Genomic DNA, 14,062 nt, shown 5'->3' with positions numbered 1-14,062 from the left:
GCTCGGCTTTTCGGCTGGTTATCCTGCTATGACACGCGCTGCGTGTGGCGCGAGCGTCGCATACTCATCAATTGCACCTTTGAGCCATTCCTCATAGGCCTCTTGGCTGACCACTTTCACGGTGATTGGCATATACGCATGGTCTTTTCCGCAAAGCTCGGAGCATTGACCAAAATACACGCCTTCTTTTTCAGCTTTAAACCAAAGCTGCGCCAAACGACCCGGCACGGCATCCTGTTTGACGCCAAAGGCTGGGATGGTCCAGCTGTGGATCACATCCGCGCCCGTCAATTGCATTACGACAATTTGGCCTACCGGCACCACCACAGCTGTATCGGTCGCCAATAAGAATTCATCACGCGTATAGCCCGCAGCCACCAGCTCGGCTTCAACCTCATCATTCAGCACCTTGCCATCGCCAATCATGAAGCTATCAAACCCAAACCCATGGTCGACATATTCATAACCCCAATACCATTGATTGCCGGTTACCTTGATGGTCAAATCCGCTTCCGGAATTTCTTGCTGTTTGAACAAAACTGGCAGGGAATACACGCCGATCACGGTTAAGATCAAAACCGGAATAACCGTCCATGCGATTTCAACGGGCGAATTATGCGTGAAGCTGGCCGGATTTGGGTTGGCGCGGCGGTTATAGCGTATGATTACATAACCCATAAGCGCCGTAACAAACACCACAATCGCTGTGATGATATATAGGATCATCGCATCCAACCACTGCAAATCCCTGGCCAATTCCGTAACAGCTGGCTGAAACCCAAGGCCCCGATCTATCGGAATTCCGATAATTTCCAACCCATCCTGTGCCAAAGCCGGCATGGCGGACATCCCAGCAATCACGCCAAAAATTTTACTTATAATACGCATCAATCACCCTACTCCGTTACGCGGCAGTTTTTAAAGGAAACGCGGCGGCCAAACGACCTGATAGAATCCCATTGTCTTTGGGGCGGTTAAAATCATATTCTGCGTCAGAGATAAAGCCAGAACCTTGCGGCAAACGGACGCCCCTGCTTCAAAAATTGAGCATCACGGCTCAGAGACAAATGAGGATACCATGCACGAAGACACCTTTGACCCGTTTGCGCTCAGCCTTGACAAACACATCGCCTTAAATTTGTTGCAAACCGCGACCCAAGGCGCGGATGATGGCGAGTTGTTTTTCGAACGCCGCCGGTCAGAAACGTTGGTTCTGGACGACCAACGCATAAAAACTGCAAATTTTGATGCCTCAGAAGGGTTTGGACTGCGCGCTGTGCGCGGCGAAAAAATCGGCTATGGCCATTCAAGCGAGATTTCAGAGGCCGCGATAAAAAGAGCCACGGGCACGGTGGCGTTGGCCGTGGCGGATAAGGGAGGCCAATGGGCTGACGCGCCGCAACGCAGCAATAACAGCCTCTATGCCTCGTTTGATCCAACCTCAGAGATCGGCTTTGCTCAAAAAGTAGATATTTTAAAACAGATAGATGCCTATCTGCGCGCCTTAGACAAACGCGTTGTACAAGTCAGCGCGGTTATCGCAGCCAGTCTGCAAGAAGTGGTAATTATGCGCCCCGATGGAGAGGTTTTTACCGATCTTCGCCCCATGACTCGCGTCAATATTTCGGTGATTTTAGAAAATAATGGGCGCCGTGAAAGTGGCAGCGCGGGAGGTGGAGGGCGATTTTCTCTTTCCGAATTGATCCGCCCCGAAGATTGGCAGCCTAAAGCCCGCGAGGCGCTGCGAATTGCAGCGGTCAACCTAGACGCGATTGCCGCCCCGGCCGGGATGATGGATGTTGTATTAGGGCCGGGATGGCCGGGCATTTTGCTGCATGAAGCGATCGGGCACGGGCTTGAGGGCGATTTCAACCGAAAAGGCAGCAGCGCCTTTGCCGGCCTTATGGGGCAACGAATCGCAGCGCCAGGCGTGACCGTTTTGGATAATGGCACGCTGCCCAACCGGCGTGGATCGATCAATATCGATGATGAAGGCACAGCCTCGCAAAAATCGACCCTGATCGAAGACGGCATATTAACCGGGTTGATGCAAGATCGCCAAAATGCACGTTTGATGGGCGTCAAACCCACCGGCAATGGCCGCCGGCAAAGCTATGCCCATATGCCCATGCCGCGGATGACCAACACGTATATGCTGGGCGGTGAAACGGAGCCTCAGGATATTGTAAGCAGCCTCAAAGATGGCCTTTATGCCGTGGGCTTTGGCGGCGGTCAGGTCGATATCACCAATGGCAAATTCGTCTTTTCCTGCACCGAAGCCTATCAGGTGAAAAACGGCAAAATAGGCGCGCCAGTGAAAGGTGCCACTTTAATTGGCGATGGTGCCACCGCGCTGAAACAGATCCGGGCAATCGGATCGGATATGGCCTTGGATCCGGGTATGGGCAATTGTGGCAAGGCCGGACAATGGGTTCCGGTGGGGGTTGGGCAGCCCAGTTTGATGATTGGCGGGCTGACGGTGGGCGGATCGGCGGAATAATACGATCATGCGCCCACGCTTTACGATGAATTAACCACTTCTCGTGTAGAAGGGTTCTCGTAAGCGGCGGAGTTGTGATGGTCGACGATTTGTTTTCTTCCTCTCACCCCCTACTCCCACCCAAAACGGAAGATGATCAACTGGATTGGCTTCGTCTCTTACGCTCGCGGCGGGTGGGAATAAGCACCTTTTATCGTTTGCTGGCTGAACATGGAACAGCCCAAAACGCGTTGGAGCATTTGCCAGATATTGCCCAATCGCGCGGGTTGGCTGGCTATCGAGCTTGTTCGCAAAAAGATGCTATGAGAGAATTGTCGCAAGGCATCAAATATGGCGCACGATTGGTGTTTCGAGGCCAGCCCGACTATCCAAAACAACTGAGCCAAATTTCAGATGCACCGCCTTTGATCTGGGCGTGCGGAGATTTAAACCTCACAAAACGCCCGGTAACGGCGCTTGTGGGCGCGCGCAACGCCTCGGCTTTGGGGTGCCGGATGGCGCGCCGGCTCTCGCATGATTTGGGGCAGGCGGGGGATTGCATTGTGTCTGGGCTCGCCCGAGGCATCGATGCTGCGGCGCATCAGGCTGCACTTGAAACTGGAACGATCGCTATTTTGGCCGGTGGACTCAAAACCATTTATCCCCCCGAACATAAAGCCCTCACCGCCTTTATCGCCAAACAGGGGCTCCTACTTTCAGAACAGCCCCTTAATTTGCGCCCGCAAGCGCATCACTTTCCCATTCGAAACCGTTTGATTTCGGGATTGGCGGCGCAAACCATCATTGTTGAGGCCGCGTTGAAATCTGGCAGCTTACTCACCGCAAGAAACGCCCTTGATCAGGGTCGCGATGTGCTTGCAGTGCCCGGGCACCCGTTGGATCCGCGGGCGGCCGGATGCAATGCGCTGATCCGCGATGGCGCTGCTTTGGTGCGCAATGCGCAAGACGTGCTTGACCTAAGGCAAAACGTGATACCCCTCGAAAATGATAAAGCACCGCTTAATAGCGCTTCTTGTCAGCCGCCCGTCATGAGCGGTCGCGCAGCGCATGAACCCGCGCAGACATCCAAATCACAGCTGCAGCAAGATATCTTAGATCGGTTGAGCGTCACCGCGATTTCAGAAAATCACCTGATCCGCAGACTTGCGCGGCCCGTGGCGGAATGCAACGCAGCCATCACCGAGCTTGAGCTGGATCAAAAACTACTCCGGCATGCCGGCGGCCATCTGTCTTTAAGACCATAATTTTACCAATCCAACCGATCTGAGAGCCGCGCACACTCCGTTTTAACGAAAATCATAGTTGCCAAATTCCTTGGATTGACAAGCCGGTCTTTTCGGCATCATGGTCTCCGGTCATAATGATCCGACCGAGTCGAAAGGAATTTGAATGCCCGTTGTCGTCGTAGAATCACCGGCCAAAGCTAAGACGATTAACAAATATCTTGGGTCGGGTTTTACCGTTTTAGCCTCTTACGGGCATATTCGAGACTTGCCCCCGAAAGACGGATCGGTTGATACGGAAAACAATTTCGACATGATATGGGAAGTCGGCGCCGACAGCAAAAAGCATATCAAAGCCATTGCCGACGCGCTGAAGGAAGACAATGCGTTGATCTTAGCCACCGACCCGGATCGCGAAGGCGAAGCGATCAGCTGGCATTTAGAAGAAACACTACGCAAACGCAAAGTATTGAAAAAAGACACACCCGTCAGCCGGGTGGTGTTCAACGCGATTACCAAAAAAGCCGTGACCGAAGCGATGAACAACCCGCGCGAAGTCGATGCGCCATTGGTGGATGCCTACCTAGCCCGACGTGCTTTGGATTATTTGGTCGGGTTCAATCTTTCTCCGGTTTTATGGCGCAAACTGCCAGGGGCGAAATCGGCTGGGCGCGTACAATCGGTATGTTTGCGCATGATCGTCGAGCGCGAACTGGAAATAGAAGCGTTTAGACCGCAGGAATATTGGAGCGTCGAAGCCCTGCTGCAAACGCCACGTGGCCAGGACGTTACCGCCAGATTGGTCAGCCTTGCCGGCAAAAAGTTAGACAAATTTGATTTAAATAACGGTCCGCAAGCAGAGCTGGCCGTTCAGGCGGTTTCAAGCCGCCAGCTTTCGGTGCAATCGGTGGAAGCCAAAGCCGGCAATCGCAACCCCTCAGCGCCGTTTATGACCTCTACCCTGCAGCAAGAGGCCTCGCGTAAATTTGGCATGGGCGCGCGCCAAACAATGAGTGCTGCGCAACGCCTTTATGAGGCCGGTCACATCACCTATATGCGAACCGATGGCATTGATATGGCGCCCGAAGCCGTAATGGCGACGCGCGATGCGATCAAAGACCGATATGGTGAAAACTATCTACCCAACAGCCCCAGAATGTATAAAAACAAGGCGCGCAACGCCCAAGAGGCGCATGAATGTATTCGCCCCACAGACGCAACGCGCGATGCGGCTAGTTTAAAATTAACCGATGCAGATCAACGCAAATTATACGATTTAATTTGGAAACGCACCATCGCCTGCCAGATGGCAGCCGCCAAAATTGAGCGCACCACGGTTGAAATCGGCAGCGCCGATGCTCAGGTGGGCCTGCGCGCAAACGGTCAGGTAATTTTGTTTGATGGGTTTTTGAAGGTCTATGAAGAGGGCCGCGATGACAGCCAAAGCGATGGTGATGACAAACGGCTGCCCCAATTGATGCAGGGCGAAGCGATGCAAACCAATACTGTCACACCCGAGCAGCATTTCACCCAGCCTCCGCCCCGCTACACGGAAGCCACTTTAGTGAAGCGGATGGAAGAGCTTGGGATTGGACGCCCCTCGACCTATGCCAGCATCGTGACCACAATCCAAGAGCGCGACTATGTGCGCAAAGAACAAAACCGCCTGATCCCCGAAGATAAAGGCCGCATCGTTACCATTTTTCTGCTGAATTTCTTTAAACAATACGTGGAATATGAGTTTACGGCCGGTCTGGAAGACCAGCTCGACAATGTGAGCGCGGGCAATGCGAATTATAAAGATCTGCTTGGAAAGTTTTGGCGTGATTTTTCGGCCGCAATCGCGGAAACATCAGAATTGCGGATCACCGAAGTGTTGGATGTTCTGGATGACGCTCTTGCGCCGCAACTCTATCCCCCCCGCGCCGATGGCAGCGATCCGCGCAGCTGCCCCAAATGCGGCGTGGGCGTGCTACATCTAAAAACGTCGCGCACCGGCGGTTTTGTCGGGTGCGGGAATTATCCAGATTGTCGCTTCACGCGGCCTATGAATGGTGATGCTGATGATGCGGGTGATCGCGTCTTGGGCGAGGATGCCGGGGATGAAATAAGCCTAAAAAAAGGCCGGTTTGGTCCTTATATTCAAAGGGGAGAGGCCACAGAAGAGCAACCAAAGCCACCGCGTGCCAGCCTGCCCAAGGGCTGGGCTGCGGATGAAATGGATCTTGAAAAAGCCTTACTTTTACTGAACTTGCCGCGCGAAATCGGCCCGCATCCCGAAGATGGCGAGATGATCGAAGCCGGTATTGGGCGCTATGGTCCATTTGTCAAACACGGCCGACTTTACGCCAACCTTAAAGAGGCAGAGGATGTGTTTACCATCGGCATGAACCGCGCCGTGGAAGAGCTCGCTAAAAAAGCCGCTTCACGCGGCGGAGCGCGCGGCAGCGCAGCCAAACCGCTGAAAGAATTAGGCGAACATCCCAGCGAGGGCGGGCCAATTCAAGTGATGGCGGGCCGCTACGGCCCCTATGTGAAATTTGCTAAAATCAACGCCACCCTGCCCAAAGACATGGAACCGGAAAGTGTTACGTTAGAGCAAGCGCTTGAATTAATCGAAGCAAAGGCCAAAAAAGGCGGTAAAAAGCCCGCGGCCAAAAAGAAGCCCGCAGCCAAAAAGAAAACTCCGGCAAAGAAGAAACCGGCCACCTGAATATAATCTCATTTGGCGCCAATCAGGCGAGCGTTGCGCCGCGCAAAAATAAACGCGTTCCAGCGCCCCAAGATTTTCGCGTTTTGCGATGCCTAAGAATTGACTCTAAGGCCTCCCTCAGCCAGATAAGAGCAAATTGATCGGTCAGGAGCGGTTGCGATGAAAAAGATATATGGGTCTGCACAAGAGGCCTTAGACGGGCTTTTATTCGATGGGATGTTCATTGCGGCCGGTGGGTTCGGGTTGTGCGGTATCCCCGAGCTTCTTCTGCAATCGATCAAAGAGACTGGCACAAAAGATCTGGTTTTCGCCTCTAATAATGCAGGTGTCGATGATTTTGGAATCGGAATTTTACTTCAGACGCGGCAGGTCAAAAAAATGATCAGCTCTTACGTTGGCGAGAATGCGGAATTCATGCGCCAATATCTTTCAGGAGAGTTAGAGTTAGAATTTAACCCACAAGGCACTTTGGCCGAGCGTTTACGCGCTGGCGGCTGCGGGATCCCTGGGTTTTACACAAAAACAGGCGTTGGAACAGTGATCGCCGAGGGGAAAGAACATAAAGAGTTCAACGGCCAAACCTATATAATGGAAGAAGGGCTATTTGCCGATCTTTCCATCGTGAAAGCATGGAAGGCCGATGCAACCGGAAATTTGATATTTCGCAAAACAGCGCGCAATTTCAATCCTCCTGCAGCGATGTCAGGCAAGGTCTGTGTGGCTGAAGTGGAAGAAATTGTACCTACAGGATCGATGGATCCTGATCTAATACATCTGCCGGGAATCTATGTGCACCGCATCGTTCAAGGCACCCATGAAAAACGTATCGAACAGCGCACAACGCGCCCGGCAGCATAAGGAGCGCGTATTATGGCTTGGGATCGCAATCAAATGGCCGCACGGGCGGCGTTGGAACTGGAAGATGGAATGTATGTCAATTTGGGCATTGGTATTCCAACTTTGGTCAGCAACTATATTCCGCAAGGCGTTGAAGTCACGCTGCAATCTGAAAATGGTATGCTTGGAATGGGCCCGTTTCCCATCGAAGGCCAAGAAGATGCCGATCTAATCAATGCGGGCAAGCAAACCATCACCGAATTGCCGCAAACCGCTTATTTTGACAGCGCCACCAGCTTTGGCATGATCCGGGGGGGCAAAATAGCCATGGCTATTTTAGGCGCCATGGAAGTTGCCGAAAACGGCGATTTGGCCAATTGGATGATTCCGGGGAAATTGGTCAAAGGCATGGGAGGCGCGATGGATCTGGTGGCCGGTGTGGGCCGCGTTGTGGTTGTTATGGATCACACCAACAAGCATGGCGACAGTAAAGTTTTGAAGCAATGCAGCCTGCCCCTGACCGGAACCGGCGTGGTAGATCGAATTATCACCAATCTGGGTGTTTTGGATGTGGTAGAGGGTGGATTGAAGATCGTTGAATGCGCCGACGGCGTCAGCCCGGAAGAGTTGCGTGCCGCGACGCAGGCCAATATTGTTGCCTAGGCCTAACGAGAAAAGCGCGCGCATCTGCTTCGGCTTATGGCCGCCCAAATTGCATCCAGAGGAAAGTTTAAAAGCGCCAGAATAATCAAATTATTCAAAAACATGTGCTTCACTTAAAGGGCTGGGGCCAAAAACATGTCTTCCAGCTATGCAAGGGCGGCATCCTTCATTTTGAAACCCGCCCCTTGGCCATTGCCGAATGCGCCTTGACCGCTATCCTTTTGATATGAGCACGTTTCCAAATAAATTCGCAACATGGCTGACCGGCAAAAACTGGGCTTTACACCCCCATCAGCTTGCAATGCTGGAAACAGCAGATCTGCCCGCGCAGGTGCTCATTGCGCCCACCGGGGCTGGCAAAACTTTGGCAGGGTTTCTGCCCAGCCTGATTGAGCTGGCCGAGCAACCGTCGCGGGGGCTGCATACGTTGTATATTTCCCCCCTTAAGGCTTTAGCTGCCGATATAAAACGCAATTTGATCAGTCCAATCGATGAGCTTGGCCTGGATATTTCGGTGGAAGACCGCACGGGCGATACGTCATCGCATATCAAAAAGCGCCAACGCAGCGCCCCGCCCCATATTCTGCTTACAACACCGGAAAGCCTCGCGCTTTTAATCTCTTATCCCGAGGCGGCAAATATCTTTTCTGGCTTACAACGGGTGATTATCGATGAAATTCATGCCCTTGCCGAAAGCAAGCGGGGCGATCAATTGATGCTGGCACTCAGCCGCATACAGGCGCTCTGCCCGGATATGCGCCGCGTCGGCCTATCTGCCACGGTGAAAGATGCCACCGAGATCGCGACCTTCCTATCTCCCACTTCGCCAACCTGCCCGATTTTGATCGCAGATGCGGGGCCCGCGCCACATATTCAAATGCTTAGCAGTTCTGGCACACCGCCATGGGCCGGCGCCGGCGGGCTATATGCGATTGCAGATGTGCTCGCCCAGATCAAAGCCCATAAAACGACCTTAATTTTTCACAATACACGCGCGCAAGCGGAACTGTTTTTCCATAATTTATGGCTGGCCAATGAAGACGCGCTACCGATCGCGATCCACCATGGCAGCTTGGATCGCCAACAGCGTCAAAAGGTTGAGGCCGCAATGACAGCGGGGGCCTTGCGGGCGATCGTTTGCACTGGGAGTTTGGACCTTGGGATCGATTGGGGCGATGTTGATTTGGTGGTTCAAATTGGAGCCCCAAAAAACGTCAAACGGCTTGTACAGCGTATTGGCCGCGCCAACCATCGCTATAACGCGCCCTCTAAAGCCTTAATTGTGCCCGCCAACCGTTTTGAAGTGGTCGAATGCCTGTGCGCCTTAGAAGCTGTACAGGAAAATGATTTGGATGGCGCGCCACGTCCTCCCGGAGGATTGGACGTGCTTTGCCAGCATATTCTGCTTTGCGCCTGCGCTGATACGATTGATCCAGAGGTTTTATTCGCGCAAATCAAACAGGCAGGCCCTTATAGCGCGGTAACGCGCCGCGAATTTGACGCCTGTCTTGAGTTTTGTGCCACTGGGGGCTACGCGCTGCGCCGCTATGATCAATGGCACCGTTTGCAGCAAGATCCCAATGGAGATTTTAAATTGCGTGATCCGCGCAGCGCCCGCCGGTTGCGGCTTAATGTTGGCACCATCCAAGACAGTGATACGCTGAAAGTGCGTTTGCATAAGCGGCGCGGGGGTAAGCCGCTTGGCGAGGTGGAAGAAGCCTTTGCCGCCACGCTTGCCCCGGGCGACACCTTTTTGATCGGAGGACAAGTGGTGCGGTTTGAAAGCCTGCGCGACATGGTCGTCGAAGTCTCGCGACATGCGCATAAAAAACCCAAAATCGCCACCTTTGCGGGCACTAAATTTGCCACATCAACGCAGCTTTCCAAGCGCATTTTAAAGCGCTTTGACACAGAAAACTTTCAAGGCCTCCCCGCTTTTACCCAAAAATGGCTGTTTCAACAGCAAACGCTTTCACGCCTGCCCAGCCGCGACCACCTATTGCTAGAAACGTTTCCGCGCCGCGGGCAGCAGCATTTGGTTATTTATGGCTTTGCAGGGCGCAATGCGCAGCAAACTTTGGGGTTGCTGATCACCAAGCAACTTGAAGCGCAGGGCCTAGCCCCGCTTGGGTTTGTGGCCACCGATTACGCAACCTTGATCTGGGGGCTTGAAAAGATTACCGCCCCTGAAGCGCTGTTTGACCTGACAGATTTGGAAAAAGGCCTTGCGGATTGGTTGGGTGAAAATGCTGTTATGAAACGTAGCTTTCGTGCTGTTGCCACCATCGCCGGATTGATCGAACGCAATTTGCCCGGCCAACGTAAATCGGGCCGCCAAGCCACATTTTCATCTGATATTCTCTATGACACATTGCGCAAATATGATCCTGAGCACATCTTGCTCGCCATCACCCAAAGCGAAGCACGGCAAGGCTTGGTGGATTTTGACCGTATAAAAGAATTGCTTGAAAAGCGCGCAACACGGATTGTCCATTGTGCCTTGCCGCATGTCTCACCGATGGCTGCCCCGTTGTTTTTGGAAGCAGGTCGCGTTCCCGTTGAAGGCCAGGCGATGGACCGGTTGCTGGCTGAGGAAGCCACCGCCCTGATGGCAGAAGCCGGATTGGAATTCTAACGTGCCAAACCTGCAAAACTCCAGCCAGTACCGCTCTGTGAACGGCTTTCCCTTTACATTATCAGGCGCAGCCTTGCTCGCATTGCCCTCTGGCGCTTTATGGTGGCCCGAGCACGAATTGCTGTGCGTCTCAGATTTGCATTTGGGCAAAGCGGAACGGATCAGCCGAAAAGGCGGCGCAAACCTGCCGCCTTATGAAATTCAAGACACGCTGAGCCGGCTAGAACGAGACCTCGAGCAGACCAGCGCAAGCACGGTGATCTGCCTGGGGGATAGTTTTGACGATCTCAGCGCAGAGCGCGCCTTTCCTGAAGACGCGCAATTATGGATAGCGCGGCTTCAGGCAGGGCGGCGCTGGATTTGGATCGAAGGCAATCACGACCCGGGGCCAATTCATTTGGGTGGCCAGCATATGGCCGAATTCGCCTGCGCTCCGCTGCTGTTTCGCCATATCGCCAATCCCGCATCATCTGGTGAGGTTTCGGGGCATTATCACCCCAAAGCGCAGGTTTCCTTGCGCGGACGCGCGCGCAGTTTTGCCTGTTTCTTGCTGGATGAAACGCGGTTGATTTTGCCCGCCTATGGAACCTACACCGGCGGTTTGCGCTGCGATCATCCCACCTTAGACCGCCTGATAAACAAGCCCGGCCTTGCCATTTTAACCGGCAAGAGCGCGCAGCCCATTCCAATGCCGCGCGCGAAAGTGACCTGAGGTTTGCCTCCAAAACGAACTTGATGCGCTTACGCGGTTAACCCCTGCGGTTCGTCAATCCCATTACTGCGGCAACAGGCCGTCAGCGTATTGGCCAGCAGACAGGCGATCGTCATCGGCCCAACGCCCCCTGGAACCGGGGTGATCGCGCCGGCAACCGCGGCGCAGCTGTCATAATCCACATCCCCGACCAAACGGGTGCCACCTTCGGGCTTTTCAATCCGGTTGATTCCAACATCGACCACCGTGGCGCCCGGTTTGATCCAATCTCCTGGCACCATTTGTGCACGCCCCACCGCGGCAACCACGATATCCGCGCGCGCCACCACATCTTTAAGATCTTTGGTGCGGCTATGCGCGATGGTTACGGTGCAACTCTCGCCCAGCAGCAACTGCGCCATCGGTTTACCCACGATATTGGAGCGACCAATCACCACCGCATTCAATCCAGACAAAGACCCATGATGCGCGCGCAGCATCATCAAACATCCCAAAGGCGTGCAGGGTACCATTGATTTCTGCCCAGTGCCCAGCAATCCCACATTTGAGATATGAAACCCATCCACATCCTTTTCAGGAGCAATAGAGTTTATCACCAAATCTTCATCAAGATGGTTTGGCAATGGCAATTGCACCAAAATACCATGCACGCTTGGATCGGCGTTAAGCTTCCCGATTAACGCCAACAAATCGATCTGCGATGTGTCAGCATCCAGCTTATGTTCAAAGCTGTTCATCCCCACCTCAAGCGTTTGCTTACCCTTTGAGCGTACATAAACTTGGCTGGCCGGATCCTCTCCGACCAACACAACCGCCAATCCGGGCACGATATGGTTCTGTTCTTGCACCCGCGCTACATGCTCGGCCACTTGCACCCGAATTTGCGCCGCAAAGGCCTTGCCATCAATTACTTGCGCTGCCATTGGGTTTTCCCTTCACGTCAAAATCATGCCCTTCGGGGCAATATGCGCCAAAACGCGGCCAAACTCTATCAGAAAAGCCCCTCAATTTGGCCTAAATCATTCAGCATAATCGCTTCCGAAGCTGGCACAGATGGCAATCCCGGCATCGTCATAATTTCCCCGCAAATCACCACGATGAAACCTGCGCCCGCACTTAAGCGTACTTCGCGCACAGGCACCGAGTGCCCCAAAGGTGCGCCGCGGCGGTTTGGATCCGTGGTAAAGCTATATTGCGTTTTCGCCATGCAAACCGGCAAGTGCCCATACCCGGCCTCTTCCCAATCTTTCAACTGCGTGCGAATTTTGGCATCAGCCAAAACTTCATCGGCGCGATAAATACGCTTGGCAACGGTCTCGATTTTCTCGAACAAACTGAGCTCATCGGCATAAAGGGGCGCAAAATTTGCGGTATCCGCATCTGCAATTTCAGCCACGCGCTGCGCCAGCACTTCAGTACCTTCCGAGCCTTTTTCCCAATGTTGGCACAGAATTGCTTCCGAGCCTTGCTCGGCCACATAATCTTTGACGGCCTGTACCTCTGCATCCGTATCGGTGACAAAATGATTGATCGCCACCACAACGGGAACCCCAAAGCTTTTGACATTTTCAATATGACGGCCAAGATTTGGACACCCGGCCTGTACGGCGGCCACGTTTTCTGGTCCAAGATCCGCCTTGGCAACACCGCCATTCATCTTCATCGCTCTGACCGTGGCAACCACAACCACAACCGAAGGGGCAATCCCGGCTTTGCGGCACTTGATATTCATAAACTTTTCGGCCCCCAAATCGGCGCCAAACCCGGCTTCGGTCACTACGTAATCAGCCAGTTTCAACGCCGTGGTTGTAGCAGCCACAGAGTTGCAGCCATGCGCGATATTGGCAAATGGCCCGCCATGCACGAAAGCAGGGTTGTTTTCCAAGGTTTGCACAAGGTTGGGCTGCATTGCATCTTTCAAAAGCACAGTCATCGCGCCATCGGCTTTGATATCACGGCAGTAAATTGGTGCTTTATCGCGCCGATACGCCACGATGATATCACCCAGCCGCTTTTGCAAATCGTCAAGCGAATTTGCCAAGCATAAAATAGCCATCACTTCCGAGGCCACGGTGATGTCAAATCCAGTTTGCCGCGGAAACCCATTCGACACGCCCCCCAGGGATGTTACGATATCGCGCAGAGCCCGGTCATTCATATCCATCACGCGGCGCCAGACCACGCGGCGTTGATCAATCTCAAGCTTATTGCCCCAATAAATATGATTGTCGAGCATCGCCGACAGCAAGTTATGCGCCGATGTAATTGCGTGGAAATCACCGGTAAAATGTAGGTTCATTTCTTCCATCGGAACGACTTGGGCATATCCCCCCCCGGCAGCGCCACCTTTCATTCCGAAACACGGGCCCAAAGACGCTTCGCGAATACAAATCGCAGCGCGCTTGCCAATCCGGTTCAGCCCATCGCCCAAACCAACCGTTGTTGTTGTTTTCCCTTCACCGGCAGGTGTTGGGTTGATGGCCGTTACCAATATTAATTTTCCGCTCTCATTCGCTTGAACCGAGTTGATAAATTCTTGGCTAATCTTGGCCTTATCATGGCCATAAGGCAGAAGGTGTTCAGAGGGAATATCAAGCTTTGCACCGATTTCCTGAATCGGTTTTTTCTGTGCTTCGCGGGCGATTTCAATATCAGATTTATAACTCATGGCGTTCCCTCCTATCGGTTTGTCCGATTTTATCCCTCTGGGCTATAGCCCGCTTACCTCTTCGTAAAGACGGTGTTTCCGACATTTTCGGGATCTGTTGCGGCGGCATAG

10 protein-coding genes are annotated in these 14,062 nt (G+C 53.3%); 7 read left to right on the top strand and 3 right to left on the bottom strand.

The genetic code is table 11. The annotated features are described in order from the left end of the window. Positions 1-18: 18 nt before the first annotated feature. On the bottom strand, positions 19-888 hold the full coding sequence (gene coxB / locus UM181_10260) for a cytochrome c oxidase subunit II (GenBank protein WQC61715.1): 870 nt from the start codon (positions 886-888) through the stop codon (positions 19-21). A 190-nt stretch (positions 889-1,078) separates the two neighbouring features. Here coxB and tldD point away from each other — a divergent pair, with 190 nt between their 5' ends. The 7 genes from tldD to pdeM all read left to right on the top strand — a co-directional run bounded on the left by tldD (position 1,079) and on the right by pdeM (position 11,283). Then, a complete protein-coding gene (tldD, locus tag UM181_10255; GenBank protein WQC61714.1) occupies positions 1,079-2,500 on the top strand; it encodes a metalloprotease TldD in 1,422 nt (473 codons plus the stop codon). A gap of 77 nt (positions 2,501-2,577) precedes the next feature. Then, positions 2,578-3,744 carry a DNA-processing protein DprA gene (gene dprA, locus UM181_10250; protein WQC61713.1) on the top strand — a complete coding sequence of 389 codons (1,167 nt, stop codon included), beginning with the start codon at positions 2,578-2,580 and terminating at the stop codon, positions 3,742-3,744. Positions 3,745-3,889: 145 nt separating this feature from the next. Beyond that, positions 3,890-6,436: a type I DNA topoisomerase gene (topA, locus tag UM181_10245; GenBank protein WQC61712.1), complete on the top strand. Its 2,547-nt coding sequence runs from the start codon at positions 3,890-3,892 to the stop codon at positions 6,434-6,436. A gap of 159 nt (positions 6,437-6,595) precedes the next feature. Next, positions 6,596-7,294, top strand: a complete 699-nt coding sequence (locus tag UM181_10240) for a CoA transferase subunit A (protein WQC61711.1) — start codon at positions 6,596-6,598, stop codon at positions 7,292-7,294. 12 nt (positions 7,295-7,306) lie between these two features. After that, positions 7,307-7,936, top strand: coding sequence for a 3-oxoacid CoA-transferase subunit B (locus UM181_10235; GenBank protein ID WQC61710.1), 630 nt, complete (start codon positions 7,307-7,309; stop codon positions 7,934-7,936). A gap of 226 nt (positions 7,937-8,162) precedes the next feature. After that, positions 8,163-10,571, top strand: coding sequence for a ligase-associated DNA damage response DEXH box helicase (locus tag UM181_10230; protein WQC64735.1), 2,409 nt, complete (start codon positions 8,163-8,165; stop codon positions 10,569-10,571). Positions 10,572-10,608: 37 nt separating this feature from the next. Further along, complete coding sequence (pdeM, locus tag UM181_10225) at positions 10,609-11,283, top strand: ligase-associated DNA damage response endonuclease PdeM (protein ID WQC61709.1); 675 nt, start codon at positions 10,609-10,611, stop codon at positions 11,281-11,283. Between the two features lie 29 nt (positions 11,284-11,312). Here pdeM and folD read toward each other — a convergent pair whose 3' ends face one another. Both folD and UM181_10215 read right to left on the bottom strand, forming a co-directional pair. Next, positions 11,313-12,206, bottom strand: coding sequence for a bifunctional methylenetetrahydrofolate dehydrogenase/methenyltetrahydrofolate cyclohydrolase FolD (folD, locus tag UM181_10220; protein WQC61708.1), 894 nt, complete (start codon positions 12,204-12,206; stop codon positions 11,313-11,315). A 68-nt stretch (positions 12,207-12,274) separates the two neighbouring features. Continuing rightward, the gene (locus UM181_10215; GenBank protein ID WQC61707.1) at positions 12,275-13,951 is read right to left on the bottom strand and encodes a formate--tetrahydrofolate ligase; all 1,677 of its coding nucleotides are present in this window, start codon (positions 13,949-13,951) and stop codon (positions 12,275-12,277) included. Positions 13,952-14,062: the final 111 nt, after the last annotated feature.

This window comes from Alphaproteobacteria bacterium US3C007, assembly GCA_034423775.1.
GTDB classification, from domain to species: domain Bacteria; phylum Pseudomonadota; class Alphaproteobacteria; order Rhodobacterales; family Rhodobacteraceae; genus Thalassovivens; species Thalassovivens spotae.
The sequence above is the reverse complement of the archived record's forward strand: the minus strand, read 5'-3'. Positions and strand labels throughout refer to the sequence as shown.

Coding starts and splice junctions, on each gene's coding strand:
- coxB (WQC61715.1), bottom strand. CDS start 888: ATGCGTATTATAAGTAAAATTTTTGGCGTGATTGCTGGGATGTCCGCC.
- tldD (WQC61714.1), top strand. CDS start 1,079: ATGCACGAAGACACCTTTGACCCGTTTGCGCTCAGCCTTGACAAACAC.
- dprA (WQC61713.1), top strand. CDS start 2,578: ATGGTCGACGATTTGTTTTCTTCCTCTCACCCCCTACTCCCACCCAAA.
- topA (WQC61712.1), top strand. CDS start 3,890: ATGCCCGTTGTCGTCGTAGAATCACCGGCCAAAGCTAAGACGATTAAC.
- UM181_10240 (WQC61711.1), top strand. CDS start 6,596: ATGAAAAAGATATATGGGTCTGCACAAGAGGCCTTAGACGGGCTTTTA.
- UM181_10235 (WQC61710.1), top strand. CDS start 7,307: ATGGCTTGGGATCGCAATCAAATGGCCGCACGGGCGGCGTTGGAACTG.
- UM181_10230 (WQC64735.1), top strand. CDS start 8,163: ATGAGCACGTTTCCAAATAAATTCGCAACATGGCTGACCGGCAAAAAC.
- folD (WQC61708.1), bottom strand. CDS start 12,206: ATGGCAGCGCAAGTAATTGATGGCAAGGCCTTTGCGGCGCAAATTCGG.
- UM181_10215 (WQC61707.1), bottom strand. CDS start 13,951: ATGAGTTATAAATCTGATATTGAAATCGCCCGCGAAGCACAGAAAAAA.